Here is a 17,190-nt window from a genome sequence, read left to right on the forward strand (position 1 = left end):
CAATAAAAGGAGCTTTGGCTCCTTTTTCTTTCAATTATGATACAAAACAATCATCGCCGGGTACCCATCGCGTTGCAGCAGCAAGTTATGCAATGTGTAAATGAAACGATCAATCTGGCTAATCAAAAGTTAAATCAATCTTTTCCGATACCACAAATCATCTATCGTCATAAAGGCTCAGTGGGCGGCACTGCACATTTAACCGAATGGATAATTAAGCTGAACACCCAATTACTCATTGAACATCAAAAGCCCTTTATCGACGAGGTGATCCCCCATGAACTAGCGCACTTATTCGTATTTGCGCTCTATGGGCGAGTGAAACCCCACGGCCAAGAGTGGCAATCGATCATGTGTGATATTCTCGGTAAAGTCCCTAAAAGAACCCATCAGTTTACCAATTCGATGTTAGAAAAAACGCGAATACCCTATCAATGTGGATGCCAGACGCATTATCTTACCAAAATCAGACACCAAAAAATTCAACAAAAAAAATTAGAATATATTTGTAAACGGTGTAACAATAGTTTAAAACTCCATAATAACTAACAATACTAAAGGTTTTTTCCAATGAAAAATTTTGATTTTCACTTTTATAAAAGCAATATGTTCACTATCATTCTCGCACTTTTTTTGGTCTGGGCAGGTAACACTTTTATTCCACTTTATAATGGTCTATCAACGGCGATTGCTGAAAATCTGCAGTCACTTGGACTGTTGCTAATTGCTGTTTATAGCTATTTTTATGCAAGACGTTATCCCGCGCAGAGTGCTAATCGCATCTTTTGGTACTGGAGTGTCATGTGGTGGATAATGCTTTTTGGTCGCGGTATTAGTTGGGGCCGTGATTTCTTCCCAGATGTTCCCCATCTCTATTTTAGAATAATCTCGATTATTTTAATCGGACTGCCTGTTTTAATGTTGTTTAGTAAAAGCATCCGACAACAGATTAAACATCGCTTCTTTTTTGAAAAGATTCCGGTCTGGCACATTATTTTAGCCTTTGTTTTCTTAGGACTATCGGATATTGTGGAACACCATCGTAGTGGCGCTAATCTTTTACTGTATGTATCAGAAAAACAAGATTTAATTGAGGAACTAATTGAAATTCCTTGTTTTATCTCGCTGATACTTATTGTATTGTATATGCAGAGAAATGAACGAAATATAAATCAGAGCAAATAAAATGTTAAGTTATCGACATAGTTACCATGCAGGCAATCACGCTGACGTGTTAAAACACGTTGTACTCTCATTATGTATTGAATATTTAAAAGAGAAAGAGAAACCTTTTATCTATCTGGATACACACGCCGGTGCAGGTCGTTATCTGCTGCAAGGTGAACATGCCGAGAAAACCGGGGAATATCTGTCAGGTATTAACCGTGTTTGGCAACAAGCTGAGATACCAGATTTATTAGCACCATACATGAAAGTGCTAGGTTATTATAATCGTAATGTGCAATTAAAATACTATCCTGGTTCACCATTGATAGCCAAACAGTTACTTCGTGATGAAGATAAATTGCACTTAACAGAGTTACACTCTGCCGATTATCAGTTACTCCGCCATGAATTTTTGAAGGATAAGCGAACTAAAGTTCTTAAAGAAGATGGTTTTCATCAGCTTAAATCACAGTTGCCGCCACTACAACGCCGAGGCATTGTACTGATGGATCCCTCTTATGAACTCAAAACAGATTATCAACAAGCGGTTAAAGCCATCACTGAAGGTCATAAACGATTTGCGACCGGCATGTTCGCACTTTGGTATCCGGTGGTCTCTCGAACACAAACCCAGAGAATGATTAATGCGCTGGTTGAGACGGGAATTAAGAAAATTCTGCAAATCGAGCTGGCCGTAAGACCTGACAATACTCAAAAAGGCATGACCGCCTCGGGCATGATTGTCATCAATCCACCTTGGCAGCTTGCTTCACAAATGGAAACGGTATTACCTTGGTTACATTCGGTACTGGTACCGGAGAATACTGGCGGTTATACCGTAAAAGAGCTCGCCAGGGAATAACGAATAACCGTGTAATATATCATTATTAATAGTTATTTCTTATTATTCTATTCCGAAAATCTGGCTTTAAATAGTCATCATTTTATGTCACTCTACTGGGCAATAAAATAGTGACTAAAATAAGGATAAAAAATGACCCAACATTATGATTACATTGCTATTGGCGGTGGTAGTGGTGGTATCGCATCAGCAAACCGCGCAGCCTCTTATGGTAAAAAATGTGCGATTATCGAAGCCAAGCTGCTTGGCGGTACTTGCGTGAATGTCGGCTGCGTACCGAAAAAAATCATGTGGCATGCTGCGCAGATTGCAGAAGCCGTGCATAACTATGCGGCCGATTACGGTTTTGATGTGAGTGTGAATCAATTTAATTGGCAAAAGTTAGTCGAAAGTCGTCAGGGTTATATTGATCGTGTTCATCAATCCTATGATCGCGTCTTAAATAATAACCATGTAGATGTTATTCAAGGTTACGCACGATTTGTCGATAAACATACGGTTGAAGTAAATGGTAAGCAGTATACCGCCGACCATATTCTGATTGCGGTCGGTGGAAAGCCTACGATTCCTAATATTCCTGGTGCTGAATATGGTATTACCTCAGATGGTTTTTTTGAATTAACTCAACTCCCTAAACGAGTCGCGATTGTCGGCGCCGGTTATATTGCTTGCGAAATTGCAGGTGTTTTACATGCCTTAGGTGCTGAAACACATCAATTTGTTCGTATGGAGACACCACTGCGTTCATTTGATCCTTTAATTATTGAAACTTTAGTGGAAGTGATTAAAGCGGAAGGTCATCATTTACATAATTTCTCAGTACCAAAATCGATTGAAAAAAATGCTGATAACTCTTATAGACTCCATTTACAAGATGGTCAGCATTATGATATCGATTGTCTTATCTGGGCGATTGGTCGTGAACCCGCAACTGAGGGGATGAACTTGGATGCTGCCGGTATTAAAACGAATCAATGGGGCTTTATTGAGGTCGATAAATACCAAAATACCAATGTTGCTGGTATCTATAGTGTCGGTGATGATACAGAAGCAGCAGCATTAACGCCCGTTGCGGTAGCGGCTGGTCGACGTCTCTCTGAACGTCTGTTTAATCATAAACCTGATGAACATTTAGATTACAGCAACATCCCAACGGTGGTATTCACTCATCCTCCGATTGGTACGGTAGGACTGACTGAACCACAAGCGATTGAAGCTTATGGTGCAGAGAATGTCAAAATCTATCGTTCAAGTTTTACCGCCATGTACACGGCTGTCACCGCGCATCGTCAGCCATGCCGGATGAAATTAGTCTGTGCAGGCAAAGAGGAAAAAATTGTCGGTATTCATGGCATCGGTTATGGTATGGATGAAATCTTACAAGGATTTGCAGTCGCTCTAAAAATGGGGGCGACCAAAAAAGACTTTGATAACACGATAGCAATTCATCCAACTGCCGCAGAAGAGTTTGTCACCATGCGTTAATCAATATTTGATCGTATTATTCACAAAAAAGGCTTTTATAGCCTTTTTTGTGAATAAGATACAGTCATCTCTCTCACAACAATAAACACTGACAATCTCATTTATGCCTCAATCCTCTGTTATTACCTATCACTAACCTTACTATTCAATATTGTTCTTTTAGCATCTTCATCGCTAATCATAATATATCTCACCAATAAACAATAAATCTGAAAGAAAAATCTTTCAAACTGAAAGATTTTTATGGAACTGTGATCAGTTTAAAAGTTTTAGATCCATAAGATCGGTTATGATTTGCTTGTACAAAAACACAAACTCAAACTTTTAACTTAACAGGAGGCATTATGATTGATGCTATCTCTTATGGCGCAGAGTGGTTTATTGGGCTTTTTCAGGAAGGTGGTAACGTCTTTGTCGGTATGGTAACCGGAATCTTACCGTTACTGATCTCATTATTAGTGGTGATGAATGCGCTGATCAAGCTGATTGGCCAGCATCGCATTGAACGCTTAGCCCAAGCCTGTGCGAGTAATCCGCTATTACGCTATCTGGTGTTACCCTTGATTGGTACATTTGTTTTCTGTAATCCAATGACCCTCAGCTTAGGGCGATTCATGCCGGAGGTCTACAAGCCAAGCTACTACGCGGCCTCCTCTTATAGCTGCCACTCAATGAATGGACTATTTCCCCACGTCAACCCTGGTGAGTTATTTGTTTATCTAGGCATCGCTTCTGGCTTAACTTCGCTGGGTTTACCATTAGGGCCTCTCGCGGTAAGTTACTTTTTAGTCGGTCTCTTCACTAACTTTTTCCGTGGTTGGATTACCGATTTTACGACCAGCATTTTTGAAAGAAAAATGGGCATTACATTAGATAGACAAGTTCGTCTTTAACAGGAGCGCTCACAATGACTAACATGATTCGAATTGAAAAAGGTGATGCCGGTTGGGGTGGACCATTAACACTGCCGGTGATTAAAGACAAAAAAATTGTCTATATTGCCGCGGGAACCCGACCTGCAATTGTTGACAAATTAGTTGAACTCACCGGTTGGCAAGCGATCGATGGCTTTAAAGAAGGTGAACCACCGAAAGAAGAGATCGGCGTTGCCGTCATTGATTGCGGTGGCACGTTGCGCTGCGGCATTTATCCGAAAAACCGTGTTCCAACCATCAATATTCATGCTACTGGTAAATCGGGACCTTTGGCACAGTATATTGTTGAGGACATTTATGTTTCTGGCGTCAAACCACAAAATATCACGCTGCTTGAAGAGCAAAAAAATGAAACAATTGAGGCGGCAAATCATCAGCCATCAATCCCTACAACACCAAGCCAAAGTCAACATAAAGACTACGATGCGACCAAAAAAATTAGTGAACAGAGTGATGGTTTGCTAGCTAAAATCGGCATAGGTATGGGTGCCGGGGTAGCTATCTTCTTTCAGGCTGGGCGAGATACTATTGATACTGTACTCAAGACCATCTTACCTTTTATGGCGTTTGTCTCAGCGTTAATCGGCATCATTATCGCCTCAGGCCTCGGTGATTTAATTGCGCATGGTTTAGTCCCGTTAGCCAATAACCCTTTTGGGTTGGTTGCGCTGGCACTCATCTGCTCGTTTCCGCTTCTATCCCCCTTCTTGGGACCTGGTGCCGTTATTGCTCAGGTCATTGGCACCTTAGTCGGCGTGCAAATTGGTTTAGGTAATATTCCGCCTTACCTTGCTCTGCCTGCTCTGTTTGCCATTAACTCACAAGCGGCCTGTGATTTTATTCCCGTGGGCTTATCCTTAGCTGAAGCGAAACAAGATACCGTACGCGTCGGCGTACCTTCGGTACTGGTGAGTCGTTTTCTGACTGGTGCACCAACCGTTTTGATTGCCTGGGCCGTGTCATTCTTGATTTATCAGTAACTAAACGCATTGATGGGACAAATGCCCCATACACAGAAGGATCGCTTTTATGTCAGATATCATTTATCAATCAACCATCACCCAAATCGGCGAACTAGCGCAAGATATCGTAGCCGATGGGATGTTAATCACGTTTAAGCAAGGTGCTCCTGCTGATTTAGTAGATTACTGCTTTATTCACTCGCACGATAAGCTGCGTGATGAACTGCGTATCGGCCAGATACTCCGTTTGGGTGAACAAGATTATATCGTTACCGCCGTAGGTGACGTCGCCACAACCAATCTGCGGGAGCTTGGGCATATTACGCTGCGTTTTGATGGTGCCACTATTGCTGAACTCCCCGGCTGCGTTCATGTACAAGGCACGCTACCCATAGACCTGAGTGCTGGCCATCAGATAACTCTGATAAATAACCAGTGATCGATGACAGCGCCTCAGGTTGAGCTATTTTTTTAATCTTCATAATAAAGGTAAAAGATATGAAACAAGTTGCAGTAATTATCGGTGGTGGACAAACATTAGGTGAATTCTTATGTAAAGGTATTGCGGACGCAGGTTATCAGATTGCGGTTGCAGATTTAAATCTTAACAACGCTGAAAAAGTGGCCAGTGAGATTAATCAGCAACATGGTCACGGCAGTGCAAAAGCTTTTCAAGTGGATGCAACAGATGAAGCGAGTGTAGTAAAGCTGGCTGCCGATATTGAACAGACCTTCCAGCATGTCAATTTGCTGGTATACAGCGCCGGCATCGCTAAAGCGTCGCCAATTACTGAATTTGCATTTAATGACTTTAATCTCTCGGTGAATGTCAATTTAACCGGTTACTTCTTATGTGCCAGAGAGATGGCTAAGCTCATGATCAAACACCATATTGCCGGTAGAATTATTCAAATCAATTCAAAATCGGGTAAAGTTGGCAGTAAACATAATAGTGGTTACAGTGCAGCTAAATTTGGTGGCGTTGGACTCACCCAATCTATCGCTTTAGATTTAGCTGATTATGGTATCACCGTAAACTCGCTGATGCTGGGTAACCTCTTAAAATCGCCGATGTTTCAGTCACTGCTCCCGCAATATGCTAAAAAATTAGGTATTCCAGAATCACAAGTGGAACAAGTTTATATTGATAAGGTACCGCTAAAACGAGGATGTGATTATCAGGATGTCTTAAACGTATTGCTTTTTTATGCTAGTGATAAAGCTGCTTATTGTACCGGTCAATCAATTAACGTGACAGGTGGCCAGGTGATGTTCTAAACTGCCACTATCACTCGCTAAATTAACAGGAGGCTTCCTGTTAATTTAGCTCATATTATCAATAGGAAATCATGATGAATACCACTTCAGCGCTTATTACCTTAGCTATTATTGCCTGGTGCCTACAAATAGCTCTCAGCTGGCTGCAGATAAAACGTTTTAATCATGCTTTTACAACAATGCAAAAAGGTCACTATCTTGGCGTGGGTCGAAGTAAAACCGGTCGTTTTAAGCCAAGAGTGCTAATCGCGCTCTCATTTGATGAAAATCAGGTCGTGATCGATTCAGTTTTAATGAAAGGAGTGACGGTATTTTCCCTTCCCAAACCTATCCCACAGTTACATGGATTAGCCTTAACTCAAATTGATCCAGCCAAAATATTTCCTAATCAGATAGCTTGCCAAAGCGCGCTAGCCTCAGCATTAACGTTAAAATCCGCTTAAATCAGCACGATATTCATACTATTGGTGGCTATCAAACACCATCGGTTTATCTCCTTAATACAGCTTTCATTTTGAAAGTTGTTTCCTTTTATTATGAAATAAGTTATCTTAAGCGATAATCAACCCAATTCATGATTTATTAGGTGTCAATTAAATGCTATGAAAGTGAAAGAACGTCAATCTGCCATTCTCAATTACTTAGAAAGCCAAGGACCGGTATCAGTCGATACACTGGCGGCGCAATTCGCGACAACCGGTACCACCATCAGAAAAGATTTAACCCAATTAGCTGAAAATAACTTAGTCATTCGGACTTATGGTGGTGCGATGCTCAATAAAGAAGCGGGTGATCAACCCATCGATCATAAGACCTTTATTAACATCACCAAAAAACAGTGTATTGCCGAATACGCAGCCAAATTGATTCATGAGGGAGACTCGCTGATTTTTGATGCCGGTAGTACTGTGGCACAAATGATCCCTATGCTGACTAAATTTAATAACTTAACGATCATGACCAATAGTCTGCATATGGTGAATGAATTAGTCAGCTCAAATAAGGATCAGACCGTTATTCTTACCGGTGGCACTTTTCGACGTAAATCAGCCTCTTTTCATAGTAACAATATACTGGCACAAGCCGCCTTTGAAGGTTACACCTTTGATAAACTGTTTATGGGGGCTGATGGCGTTGATTTAACGGGCGGAGTCACCACATTTAATGAAAGTTATCATGGTAGTGTCGCTATGTGCAAAGCTGCTGCCAAAGTCATTTTATTAGTTGATTCATCAAAATTTGGCCGGCGTAGCCCAAATGTGGTGTGTGACTTAAAAACCGTGAATACCATTATTACCGATGATGAACTCGAACGTAAATATGTCGAGGCCCTGACTGAGTTAGGTATTGAAGTTATTCAAGTCAGTTCACCGTCATAGGCGGTTAAGAGGCCTGTATTATATTATCCACCAGACCCGTTTGACGCTCAATCTGGGACTGGATGCATTTTTCTAAGATCGGTAAACGGCTATATAGCGTCATCTTTTGTTTCGCTCGGGTAACCGCAGTATAAAGTAATGAACGTGTGAGCAGTGGATTATACTCAGTCGGCAATACCAGCGCAGTATGCTCAAATTCTGATCCTTGCGATTTGTGAACAGTCATGACAAAAACCGTCTCGTGTAGCGGTAATCGATAAGGTGATAACCCTTTAACAGAGCCATCCGCTTGTTCGAAATAAACACGTTTTTTACTGCGATCTGCAGTGGACGGTAAGGTAATACCGATATCACCATTATACAGACCTAATTCTGGATAATTTTTCAAAATCATGACCGGCCGACCTAAATACCACGATTGCTCATCTGAACGCATGATCAATCCCTGCTTGACTAACAGCGCTTCGATTTGTCGGTTTAAGCCATTCACACCAAACTTACCTTCGCGCAGTGCAGCCAAAAGACGAAAACGACCAAATAATCTCAGTGCGTTGCTAATATCAAACTGCGCAGTTTGGATATATTGCAAATAGTCATGGTAACCCCTCGCCACTTGCTCAATCATCAGCGGATAATCCTGCTCTGCAGCTAAGGCACAAAATTCAATATCAGGATATTGCTGACTCAGTAATAGCTGACGAGCTTGATAACTATCACCCTGCTTGATATAACTGGCTAACTGACCGATACCTGAATGAGCCTGAAATCGATAACTTTTTTGTAGTAAACAGATATTATCGGCAATCATGTTTACCTGGGGCGATGTCGGAATATCATAACCGGTGAGCTGTTTTAATATTAACGCTTGTGAGGCAGTATATTCACCTTGCGCAAATGAACATAAATCACCTAATACCGCCCCCGCTTCCACGGATGAGAGCTGTTCCCTGTCGCCTAATAAAACTAATCGGGTTTGTGCGGGTAACGCATCAATAATGCTGGCCATCATCGATAAATCAACCATCGATGCCTCATCAATAATTAAAATATCCACATGTAAAGGATTATCATGGTGATACGTAAACTGCGCAGAGTGAGGCGATACCCCAAGTAAACGATGCAGCGTCACCGCTTCATTGGGTAAGAATAAGTTTATCTGCTTTGGCGATAATAACCGTCCCATCGCCTGATTCAACGATTCAGTCAAGCGCGCAGCGGCTTTACCCGTCGGCGCAGCGGCCATAATACGTAACGGTTTACCGTGGTTTAATTGGCCAAGCACTAAAGCGGCCAATAATTTGGCAACTGTGGTGGTTTTACCAGTTCCCGGGCCACCAGAAATAATCGCAACTTGTCTGGTTAAGGCGGTTGCAACCGCAATTTTTTGCCAGTCAGGTACGGATAAATTATCCGGAAAGAGTTGTTCAAGAATTGCAGTTAATGAGGAGATATCAGTATTGTCAGACTGACTCATACGACAAAAATAGTGACTCACTTTTTGCTCATCAAGCCAAAGGCGCTGGAAATAGAGTCGTTCATGTTGCCAAATGAGCGGCGTATTCGTCTCTCCTGTACTCACAATCGTTGACGCAGCCAAAAGCTGCTGCCAATCACTGACAGAGGGTGAGTCAAGTTGTAAGCAAAACTCAGTGATTAGCGACGCTTCTCGACCGGCAAATAAGTCAGTTTGCGTCAAGTGATCCACTGAGATACAGACATGACCTGCACGAGTTTGAGCGCTGAGATAACTAATCAAAAAATGAAATCGCTGTTTAGCGATACCTTGAAAGTGCGTTTTATCGGCTAAAAATGAGCCAAGATGCACATCAAGCGCTGAAAATAGTTTTTTCTCTACCGCTTGCTGAAATAACGAGATCATCTTCACGCTTATCCTATTGTCAAGTTTAGCCGATTTTTAAGCTCATCGTTTAATATCGTACACAGCCACTATCCGCCAGCCTGTCAGCACAACAACCTGGTACAAACAGACTCTTTAGTGATTCATCAACCTTCGTCTTAGTCGAGACAAAGTAAAGCGGCACCACGCGCACCACCTGAATCACCAAAACGCGCTTTTTCAATGCGAGGCGCTTTCATCATCTTTAATAGATAACGTGGCAAACGCTTAGGTAATTCGGCATAAATCTCATCAAAATTCGATAAGCCACCGCCGATAACCACTAATTCGGCATCAAGCACCACCAGCAGATTGGCTAAATAAAGGGCTAATAATTCCATATAGCGATCGACATGTGCCACCGCTTTCGGCTCTTTAGCATAGTAATGCTCAATAATTTTAGGTGCAGGAATTGATTCTTGATAAAAATGTTTATATAGCCAGGTAAACCCAGTGCCGGATAAATAACGTTCACAGCACCCTACCTGGCCACAACCACAAAGCATCAGCGGAATATCTGCCCCTAAGATCGCCAGCGCATCAATCGGTAACTTCATATGACCAATCTCACCCGCACAGCCGTTTAGACCCGATACAATCTCCTGATTGATGACTAGTCCACCACCCAGCCCAGTGCCTAAAATCACCCCTAAAACATTGGCATATTGCTTAAATTCTGGATCATGTGATTCTGAGAGCGTAAAACAGTTGGCGTCATTATTGATCTCAATAGGACGACTTAATTTTTTTTCAAGGTCTTGAATAAACGGTTTATTTTTGGCGATCTCAATATTGGTCGTAAAAACGGTTTTATGATGAACATCAACAATACCTGGCACCCCAATCCCAACCGCACCTTTTTGACCAAATTTTTCATCGGCCTCAAAGACCAGTCCAGCAAAGGCTTCTAAAAATGAGTGATAGCTATCATGAGGGGTATCTATTCGCTTTCGCCAAACTTCTTTCAGCTGCTTATCAAATACGGCAATCTCAATTTTAGTGCCACCAACATCAAAACCATATAACATAACTTACTCCCTATTATCTCTTATCCTGTTATATATAAACTGACTTATCATCAGAGAGTAAGAGATTTAATCAATAATACTTTTCAAATGACGTGAAAGCGTCTTAAATTATAAAAAGTTATAAAAAGGTAAAACTCGCTGACTAGACCAAATCGCCTTTCACCAAAGGAACAAAATTAACCGGAGCGATAGTTTGCACTTTAAAACGATCTTTTTCACGAACAATCACTTGTAATGTCTGTTTATCAGCACCGACTGGAATGACTAAGCGCCCTCCATCAGCCAGCTGATAAACTAAATCCTGTGGGATTTCTATCGCGGCAGCGGTCACCATAATGCCATCAAATGGCGCCTGTTCTGGCCAACCGAGCCAACCATCGCCATGTCGGGTTGAAACATTATGAATATCGAGCTGCTTGAGGCGCCTTTTGGTATTCCACTGCAAACTCTTAATGCGTTCAACTGACCAGACATGCTCAACCAAATGGGATAGAATTGCCGTTTGATACCCTGATCCAGTACCAATTTCAAGTATTTTTGCGGTCGGTTTTAATGCTAATAATTCTGTCATTCTCGCAACGATATAAGGCTGTGAAATCGTTTGCCCCGCCCCGATGGGCAGCGCACGATTATCATAAGCTTGATGAGATAGTGCTTCATCAATAAACCGTTCACGCGGAATTAATGCGATCGCTTTTAATACAGCGTCATCTTTGATACCTAATTGACGCAGCTGAGTCAGCAGTGATTGCATTTTTTTATTAAACATTAAACCCCCACAACGAAAAAGTAGACATTAATTCACAATCAGTTCTCGTAAAATACTCGTTGCATAGCTCCCCGCCGGCAACCAAAAATGCATTTTTAAGGTTTGCTCGTCTATCCACTGCCAAGTCAGCTCACTTGGTTTTAATAAAATCGCCCGTCGACTAGTCATCAGACGCTCTTTTTTTAATAAATCAATCAAGCTTTGCCATTTATCCAGGCATTGTAGTTCAAACTGCTTTGCAGCCTCTTGCGTACCAAGTGCATCATCCCCAACCATCGGCGCAGTAATTTGCAGCTCATTGTTATCGATACGCTGTTGTAATTCTGGCAATTCGGCGGCTAATGCCAAAAACCAGCTGCCTCGGCCGGTGAGTTGTAAAGCATCACCCGCTAGTGCGGTTGATGAGGTGTGATGAATAATGCGTTCGCTCACAATATCATTAAAAATGGCACTTCTTGCAGCAGATAGATAAAAACTTCTTTTTTGTCTATCTTTAACTTTAATTTCGCCATCAGCCCAGCGCTGAGCCTGCGTAATATTATGATTATCACGGCCGAAACGCTGTTCACCAAAATAGTTCGGTACGCCCTGCTGTGTAATCAGCTGTAAACGCGCGTCAAGTGCCTGACGATCACTGATATCACGAATCATTAAACTAAACCAGTTACCTTTTAATACACCAACCCGCAATTTTTTCGACTGTCTGGTTACCCGCAAAATTTCACAGCCTTCTAACGCAAAGGCAGAAAAATCAGGTGTCTCTTTTCCCGGCATATGTAAGCCAAACCACTGCTCGGTTACCGCTTGACGATCTTTTAATCCGGCATAAGTAGCCAGTTTGGCTGAAATACCGGCGAACTTGGCCAGCTGCTCAGCAACAAATTGCGTATTACAATCTGTTTTACGCAGATAAATAAGTACATGCTCACCTTGCCCATCAGGTTCAAAACCCAGATCTTCTTTGACGATAAAATCAGCACATTGCTGTTTATATTCAGCCGTAACGGCTGGTTGCCCATGTAAATACGCGAGAGGAGTCATTCATTTATTTCCGATATTTTCACTAACAGTACGACTGCTTCACAAGCAATCCCTTCTTTGCGCCCGGTAAAACCTAATTTTTCAGTGGTGGTAGCTTTCACACTCACTTGTTCAAAGTGAACTTTTAAATCTTCCGCTATATTGACACGCATTTGTGGAGTATGCGGCTGCATCTTAGGTTCTTGTGCAATAATGGTCACATCGACATTACCCAGCTGATAACCTTTCGCCAGCACTAACCGATAAGCCTCACGCATTAAGTGACGGCTATCCACACCGCGCAGCGCAGGATCGGTATCAGGAAACAGCTGACCAATATCACCTAAAGCCAAGGCACCAAGTAATGCGTCAGTCACTGCATGCAGCACCACATCACCATCGGAATGAGCCAGCAGACCATAGTCATAAGGCACTTTGACACCAGCCAGCGTTAATGGCCCTGCACCACCAAACTTATGTACATCAAAACCGTGACCTATTCGCATTCTTTATCCTTATCTGTTGGTAACGTAATAATCTGTTGCTGAGCCAAATAGAATGTTGCCAGCGCCAAATCCTCTGGCCGCGTCACTTTGAGATTATCACGGCGCCCTAATACTAAAAGCGGATGCCCACCGCAATATTCAATGGCTGAAGCCTCATCGGTTATATTGGCATGCTCAGTCAGGGCTTTGGTTAAGCTCGCTTTCAATTCACTGGCCGTAAACAGTTGAGGGGTTGCCGCCGCCCATAAATAGTTACGATCTAAGGTTTTATCAATCACCTGCTGATGAGCAGCGCTGGCCAGTTTGACGGTATCGAAAATCGGCATCGCTAAAATGCCGCCTCTGCCGACCGCAAACACCTGATCGATTAATTTATGGATATCTTCATGGGTAATACAAGGTCTTGCTGCATCATGGACTAATGCCCACTCATCATCGGCTACGTAGTTTAACCCAGCCAGGACTGAATCAGCACGATTGTCACCACCAATAACCTGCTGAACTCTGCTATCTTGCGCAACGGTCAACGAAGCAAAAATAGGATCCTTAGCACTCACCGCCACAATCACCCGTGAAATAGCTTCGCAGGTGAGTAATTTATCTAAGGTATGTTCAATAATCGTCTTATGACCAATCTTTAAATACTGTTTAGGCTGCGCACTATTCATGCGTGTGCCAAAACCAGCTGCTGGCACCACGGCAACAATCGATGGTTTCCGGATCATTTAGTTCTGCTCCGCATCACTAATCACCCGGTAAAAATGTTCATTGGGTTTTATCATCCCCAAATTAGAGCGTGCGCGATCTTCAATCGCATCAAGCCCATTATATAAATCTGCGGTTTCAGCATACATCCGATCATTTCTCAGTTTTAAGGTGCTATTTTGTGCCTGCATTTCAACCAAAACTTGCTGTACCTGATGAAAATCAGACATATTATTTTTGCCAAACCATAGCGCATATTGTAAATAGCCTAACACACAGGTTAACAGTAGAATTAATTTCCACTTCATCTTTTATTCCTACAGACACTTAGCCGGTTTTGGTAAACCAGCAAGCTTGGTGGCTTGTTTGGCGGGTCCTTGCGGAAACAGCCGTTGCAAATAGCGACTATTGCCTTTTTCGGGACCAAATTTCTTCTCCATGGCCTTCACTAACATTCGAATCGCCGGAGAAGTATTAAATTCTAAATAAAACTCACGGACAAAGTGAATCACTTCCCAATGTGCATCGCTTAATACGATTTGCTCTTGTTGTGCAATGAGTTCCACCAGTTCAGGCGTCCAGACCTGCCAATTTTTTAAATAACCTTTGTCATCAGTCTCAATCGTCTGACCATTCAATACAATTATCATAAAATTACCTTAATATTTGCCGGCTATTATAGCAATTAAACGCACTACAAACACGTCTGAACGTCATAATGATGATGAAATTTATCAATTTTGGTGATTTTTGCAGCAAATAGAAAAAAATAGTGAAATAGCTATTTACAAACTGCCGTCTCTACTTTAATATTCAGCCTCATTGCGGAAGTGTGGCCGAGCGGTTGAAGGCACCGGTCTTGAAAACCGGCGAGGGGAAACCCTCCCAGAGTTCGAATCTCTGCGCTTCCGCCATTCTTTTCGTGGTATAGCAGAAAATTTCCCTTCAAAACAGAATACCTACTGTTAGTCCTGATTTGATTTATGTCAATCTAAGCTTAATGGCTTGCGATCAAACTTAGTCATGAAATTATTCTCAGCTACACTATTCTCAATTGATACTTCCTATCAGTGTTTTTTTATCTAATAAAAGATTTATCAAAAAATATTTAATGTTAAGTTTAGGCATACTGGCGTTATTATCAGTATTTTATTGTGCTACTAGACTCTAACACAGCTAAAAATACTCGATTTGGCCTTATTGTAAACCATACCAACAATGTATGCTTCTTGTCTCAAATTGTTGTATGTGCCAAACCAATTTATTGAATATAAAGCCCTGACAACATCAACAAAGTAGCAAAATAACATTTAATACTCACAATATTTGCGCTGTCAGTTACATTAACATCTATATTGGCACGCATTTATCTGATCATGTACTGATATTTTTTCGATTAAAATATCAGCGAGCTTCATTGACGTTTTGTAACTGAGCGCATAATCAGCTGACACGGTAATATTTCCGTATCGAAAAAACATTAAAACAATGATACCTATAGCTGATAGGCTATATTAAAATTAAACAGTACGCGATCAACGGCCATATTATCAGGATGCAATAGTGGTGCAGAGAGCGACATATCATAATTAAATGCGTATAAACTTCCTCTAAATCCCGTTGCCGTACCCATTAGCTTACTTTGCTTCTCGTCACTATTTTTATCCCATACCTGCCCATAATCAAGACCAATATACCACTCAAGATTCTTGATTCCGGTAATAATATTCCAAGTATTTTGGTTATAAAAACCACTATATCCGTTACGTCCTGCTGAGTTTTCAAAGCCACGAACACTCCATCGATTTCCTATTGAGAACTGATCTTGTATCGTTAGCGCTTTAGGTGAATACTGTGCACCTAGCTGTAACTGATAATAACTATCGAAAGCTTGCAGGCCTAGATTTTTAATGTAGCTTAAGTCTAAATTGAGAATGTGGCTCTCTGGACTCACACCACCACCATCAATCATATCAGGTGTTTTTTTTGCACCTAACCACTGAACAAAACGCTGATAAGAGATCGTCGTATCGAGGACTGAATCATAGAATTGCTGCTTATAGTTCAAGCCAAATCGAATATTGGTCATATTTCGTTTCTGTAACTGTAGCTCTTGATCGCCAAATTGATAATGCGCTTTTCGTCTAAAAAGCTCTGTAATCAATTTCACCTTCTTGCTTTGATCACGGTAGATTGTTCTTGAACCTTTCAGATCAAAATAACGATTATCGCCTTGATATTTAAAATTAAGATCACTAACGGCGATGTTTTGTTTGGATTGGCTTTGACTGTAAAAAATTTCATACTCCCAATAACCAAAAGGAAATGAGTAATAAGCACTGATATTTTGATACCCGCCATATTTCGTCTGTTCTAGCTGAGTTGTACCTGATAAATAAAAGATATCATTTACCCCAGCTAAATTGTAAAGATAGCCCGCACCATTAGCTAAGGTTTTACCGGTGCTTTTATCGCCCCAGTTATTGATCCATAGTCGCGTATTCCAACGGGCAGGATTAATCACATCAATAACCACATTACTATATTCATTCTGAGATCCTGGCGCGATATAAATTTTTATGTCATCTAATGGTATGCGTTGAACTAGTTCTAATCCTTGCTCGATATCCCGAATATTTAAGATATCTTCACTTTTAAACGGTAAAACCCACTTACGAACAGCATTATCCTTAATAATGACTTTTTCAATCTTACCTGGAACCACATTAAAGATCAGTTTTTTCGTCGAAAGATCCTGATCAGGAATTTCTATACGACTTGTCACATAACCGGATTTAATAATGTAGTCTTGAATATCGATAGCCAATTGCTGAATCGCCAAAACACCTAAACAACGCCCAGCCGCATTCTGTTTGAGTTTTTTCAGACCTGCATTATTTAAAAAATCTTGATTCAGCACAATCTCATCGATTGGCAAACAGTTTTCCTCAACTGGTAAAGCTGTTGGCGTTGTAGCGTTTTTTGTATCGCTGGCATAAACATCTTTTTTTTCTAAATTATTTTCGAGCCGTGTGCTTTTATCAATATCTTGCTGGTTTTTGATGAGCCTATCTAAATTGACTTCAGCCATCGCCGAAATACAGTTGCTAAAAATAGCTAAAATAAATAAATTTTTTATTATAATTTTCATTGTTACCTTGTTTAGCTAAGAATAAAAACAGCAACGAAACGCTGCT

General features: G+C 41.3%; 19 protein-coding genes and 1 tRNA gene. 11 read left to right on the forward strand and 9 right to left on the reverse strand.

The window, feature by feature from the left end; genetic code table 11:
* The first annotated feature begins 36 nt into the window (after nucleotides 1–36).
* The 10 genes from RHO15_09905 to RHO15_09950 all read left to right on the forward strand — a co-directional run bounded on the left by RHO15_09905 (nucleotide 37) and on the right by RHO15_09950 (nucleotide 8,068).
* Nucleotides 37–549, forward strand: coding sequence for a SprT family zinc-dependent metalloprotease (locus RHO15_09905; protein WVD63762.1), 513 nt, complete (start codon nucleotides 37–39; stop codon nucleotides 547–549).
* A 21-nt stretch (nucleotides 550–570) separates the two neighbouring features.
* Entirely contained in the window at nucleotides 571–1,185 is a 615-nt protein-coding gene (locus RHO15_09910; protein WVD63763.1) for a hypothetical protein, read from the forward strand.
* 1 nt (nucleotide 1,186) lies between these two features.
* The gene (locus tag RHO15_09915) at nucleotides 1,187–2,029 is read left to right on the forward strand and encodes a 23S rRNA (adenine(2030)-N(6))-methyltransferase RlmJ (GenBank protein WVD63764.1); all 843 of its coding nucleotides are present in this window, start codon (nucleotides 1,187–1,189) and stop codon (nucleotides 2,027–2,029) included.
* Nucleotides 2,030–2,161: 132 nt separating this feature from the next.
* Nucleotides 2,162–3,514 (forward strand): glutathione-disulfide reductase, encoded by a 1,353-nt coding sequence (gene gorA / locus RHO15_09920; protein WVD63765.1) that lies wholly within the window; start codon nucleotides 2,162–2,164, stop codon nucleotides 3,512–3,514.
* Between the two features lie 344 nt (nucleotides 3,515–3,858).
* Nucleotides 3,859–4,407: a glucitol/sorbitol-specific PTS transporter subunit IIC gene (gene srlA, locus RHO15_09925; GenBank protein ID WVD63766.1), complete on the forward strand. Its 549-nt coding sequence runs from the start codon at nucleotides 3,859–3,861 to the stop codon at nucleotides 4,405–4,407.
* A 14-nt stretch (nucleotides 4,408–4,421) separates the two neighbouring features.
* Nucleotides 4,422–5,429, forward strand: a complete 1,008-nt coding sequence (locus RHO15_09930) for a PTS glucitol/sorbitol transporter subunit IIB (protein WVD63767.1) — start codon at nucleotides 4,422–4,424, stop codon at nucleotides 5,427–5,429.
* A 49-nt stretch (nucleotides 5,430–5,478) separates the two neighbouring features.
* Nucleotides 5,479–5,850 carry a PTS glucitol/sorbitol transporter subunit IIA gene (gene srlB, locus RHO15_09935; protein ID WVD63768.1) on the forward strand — a complete coding sequence of 124 codons (372 nt, stop codon included), beginning with the start codon at nucleotides 5,479–5,481 and terminating at the stop codon, nucleotides 5,848–5,850.
* 59 nt (nucleotides 5,851–5,909) lie between these two features.
* Nucleotides 5,910–6,689, forward strand: coding sequence for a sorbitol-6-phosphate dehydrogenase (gene srlD / locus RHO15_09940; GenBank protein ID WVD63769.1), 780 nt, complete (start codon nucleotides 5,910–5,912; stop codon nucleotides 6,687–6,689).
* A 74-nt stretch (nucleotides 6,690–6,763) separates the two neighbouring features.
* A complete protein-coding gene (gene gutM / locus RHO15_09945; GenBank protein WVD63770.1) occupies nucleotides 6,764–7,132 on the forward strand; it encodes a transcriptional regulator GutM in 369 nt (122 codons plus the stop codon).
* Nucleotides 7,133–7,291: 159 nt separating this feature from the next.
* Nucleotides 7,292–8,068, forward strand: a complete 777-nt coding sequence (locus RHO15_09950) for a DNA-binding transcriptional repressor (protein ID WVD63771.1) — start codon at nucleotides 7,292–7,294, stop codon at nucleotides 8,066–8,068.
* A 4-nt stretch (nucleotides 8,069–8,072) separates the two neighbouring features.
* Here RHO15_09950 and recD read toward each other — a convergent pair whose 3' ends face one another.
* The 8 genes from recD to RHO15_09990 form a co-directional block, all read right to left on the reverse strand.
* Nucleotides 8,073–9,947, reverse strand: a complete 1,875-nt coding sequence (gene recD, locus RHO15_09955; protein ID WVD63772.1) for an exodeoxyribonuclease V subunit alpha — start codon at nucleotides 9,945–9,947, stop codon at nucleotides 8,073–8,075.
* 137 nt (nucleotides 9,948–10,084) lie between these two features.
* A complete protein-coding gene (nagK, locus tag RHO15_09960) occupies nucleotides 10,085–10,993 on the reverse strand; it encodes an N-acetylglucosamine kinase (protein ID WVD63773.1) in 909 nt (302 codons plus the stop codon).
* A 142-nt stretch (nucleotides 10,994–11,135) separates the two neighbouring features.
* Nucleotides 11,136–11,762 carry a protein-L-isoaspartate(D-aspartate) O-methyltransferase gene (locus RHO15_09965; protein ID WVD63774.1) on the reverse strand — a complete coding sequence of 209 codons (627 nt, stop codon included), beginning with the start codon at nucleotides 11,760–11,762 and terminating at the stop codon, nucleotides 11,136–11,138.
* A gap of 27 nt (nucleotides 11,763–11,789) precedes the next feature.
* Nucleotides 11,790–12,803 (reverse strand): tRNA pseudouridine(13) synthase TruD, encoded by a 1,014-nt coding sequence (gene truD, locus RHO15_09970; protein ID WVD63775.1) that lies wholly within the window; start codon nucleotides 12,801–12,803, stop codon nucleotides 11,790–11,792.
* Complete coding sequence (ispF, locus tag RHO15_09975; GenBank protein ID WVD63776.1) at nucleotides 12,800–13,288, reverse strand: 2-C-methyl-D-erythritol 2,4-cyclodiphosphate synthase; 489 nt, start codon at nucleotides 13,286–13,288, stop codon at nucleotides 12,800–12,802. The genes truD and ispF overlap by 4 nt, the downstream gene beginning before the upstream one ends.
* Nucleotides 13,279–14,013 carry a 2-C-methyl-D-erythritol 4-phosphate cytidylyltransferase gene (gene ispD, locus RHO15_09980; GenBank protein ID WVD63777.1) on the reverse strand — a complete coding sequence of 245 codons (735 nt, stop codon included), beginning with the start codon at nucleotides 14,011–14,013 and terminating at the stop codon, nucleotides 13,279–13,281. The genes ispF and ispD overlap by 10 nt, the downstream gene beginning before the upstream one ends.
* The gene (gene ftsB, locus RHO15_09985; protein WVD63778.1) at nucleotides 14,014–14,301 is read right to left on the reverse strand and encodes a cell division protein FtsB; all 288 of its coding nucleotides are present in this window, start codon (nucleotides 14,299–14,301) and stop codon (nucleotides 14,014–14,016) included.
* 9 nt (nucleotides 14,302–14,310) lie between these two features.
* Nucleotides 14,311–14,640 (reverse strand): TusE/DsrC/DsvC family sulfur relay protein, encoded by a 330-nt coding sequence (locus RHO15_09990; GenBank protein ID WVD64998.1) that lies wholly within the window; start codon nucleotides 14,638–14,640, stop codon nucleotides 14,311–14,313.
* Between the two features lie 179 nt (nucleotides 14,641–14,819).
* On the opposite strand from RHO15_09990, the gene RHO15_09995 reads away from it, so the two are divergent.
* A tRNA-Ser gene (locus tag RHO15_09995) sits at nucleotides 14,820–14,907 on the forward strand.
* A 581-nt stretch (nucleotides 14,908–15,488) separates the two neighbouring features.
* Here RHO15_09995 and RHO15_10000 read toward each other — a convergent pair.
* Complete coding sequence (locus tag RHO15_10000; GenBank protein WVD63779.1) at nucleotides 15,489–17,144, reverse strand: ShlB/FhaC/HecB family hemolysin secretion/activation protein; 1,656 nt, start codon at nucleotides 17,142–17,144, stop codon at nucleotides 15,489–15,491.
* Between the last annotated feature and the right edge of the window lie 46 nt (nucleotides 17,145–17,190).

The sequence above is a fragment of the Orbaceae bacterium lpD01 genome (genome assembly GCA_036251705.1).
Classification (GTDB): Bacteria; Pseudomonadota; Gammaproteobacteria; order Enterobacterales; family Orbaceae; genus Utexia; species Utexia brackfieldae.

What these genes read in the sequence shown, in the direction of transcription:
- srlD (WVD63769.1), top strand. Translation starts at nt 5,910, where the DNA reads ATGAAACAAGTTGCAGTAATTATCGGTGGTGGACAAACATTAGGTGAA.
- RHO15_09930 (WVD63767.1), top strand. Translation starts at nt 4,422, where the DNA reads ATGACTAACATGATTCGAATTGAAAAAGGTGATGCCGGTTGGGGTGGA.
- truD (WVD63775.1), bottom strand. Translation starts at nt 12,803, where the DNA reads ATGACTCCTCTCGCGTATTTACATGGGCAACCAGCCGTTACGGCTGAA.
- RHO15_09950 (WVD63771.1), top strand. Translation starts at nt 7,292, where the DNA reads ATGAAAGTGAAAGAACGTCAATCTGCCATTCTCAATTACTTAGAAAGC.
- ftsB (WVD63778.1), bottom strand. Translation starts at nt 14,301, where the DNA reads ATGAAGTGGAAATTAATTCTACTGTTAACCTGTGTGTTAGGCTATTTA.
- ispF (WVD63776.1), bottom strand. Translation starts at nt 13,288, where the DNA reads ATGCGAATAGGTCACGGTTTTGATGTACATAAGTTTGGTGGTGCAGGG.
- recD (WVD63772.1), bottom strand. Translation starts at nt 9,947, where the DNA reads ATGATCTCGTTATTTCAGCAAGCGGTAGAGAAAAAACTATTTTCAGCG.
- gutM (WVD63770.1), top strand. Translation starts at nt 6,764, where the DNA reads ATGAATACCACTTCAGCGCTTATTACCTTAGCTATTATTGCCTGGTGC.
- RHO15_09915 (WVD63764.1), top strand. Translation starts at nt 1,187, where the DNA reads ATGTTAAGTTATCGACATAGTTACCATGCAGGCAATCACGCTGACGTG.
- srlA (WVD63766.1), top strand. Translation starts at nt 3,859, where the DNA reads ATGATTGATGCTATCTCTTATGGCGCAGAGTGGTTTATTGGGCTTTTT.
- ispD (WVD63777.1), bottom strand. Translation starts at nt 14,013, where the DNA reads ATGATCCGGAAACCATCGATTGTTGCCGTGGTGCCAGCAGCTGGTTTT.
- RHO15_09905 (WVD63762.1), top strand. Translation starts at nt 37, where the DNA reads ATGATACAAAACAATCATCGCCGGGTACCCATCGCGTTGCAGCAGCAA.
- RHO15_09965 (WVD63774.1), bottom strand. Translation starts at nt 11,762, where the DNA reads ATGTTTAATAAAAAAATGCAATCACTGCTGACTCAGCTGCGTCAATTA.
- RHO15_09910 (WVD63763.1), top strand. Translation starts at nt 571, where the DNA reads ATGAAAAATTTTGATTTTCACTTTTATAAAAGCAATATGTTCACTATC.
- nagK (WVD63773.1), bottom strand. Translation starts at nt 10,993, where the DNA reads ATGTTATATGGTTTTGATGTTGGTGGCACTAAAATTGAGATTGCCGTA.
- srlB (WVD63768.1), top strand. Translation starts at nt 5,479, where the DNA reads ATGTCAGATATCATTTATCAATCAACCATCACCCAAATCGGCGAACTA.
- RHO15_10000 (WVD63779.1), bottom strand. Translation starts at nt 17,144, where the DNA reads ATGAAAATTATAATAAAAAATTTATTTATTTTAGCTATTTTTAGCAAC.
- gorA (WVD63765.1), top strand. Translation starts at nt 2,162, where the DNA reads ATGACCCAACATTATGATTACATTGCTATTGGCGGTGGTAGTGGTGGT.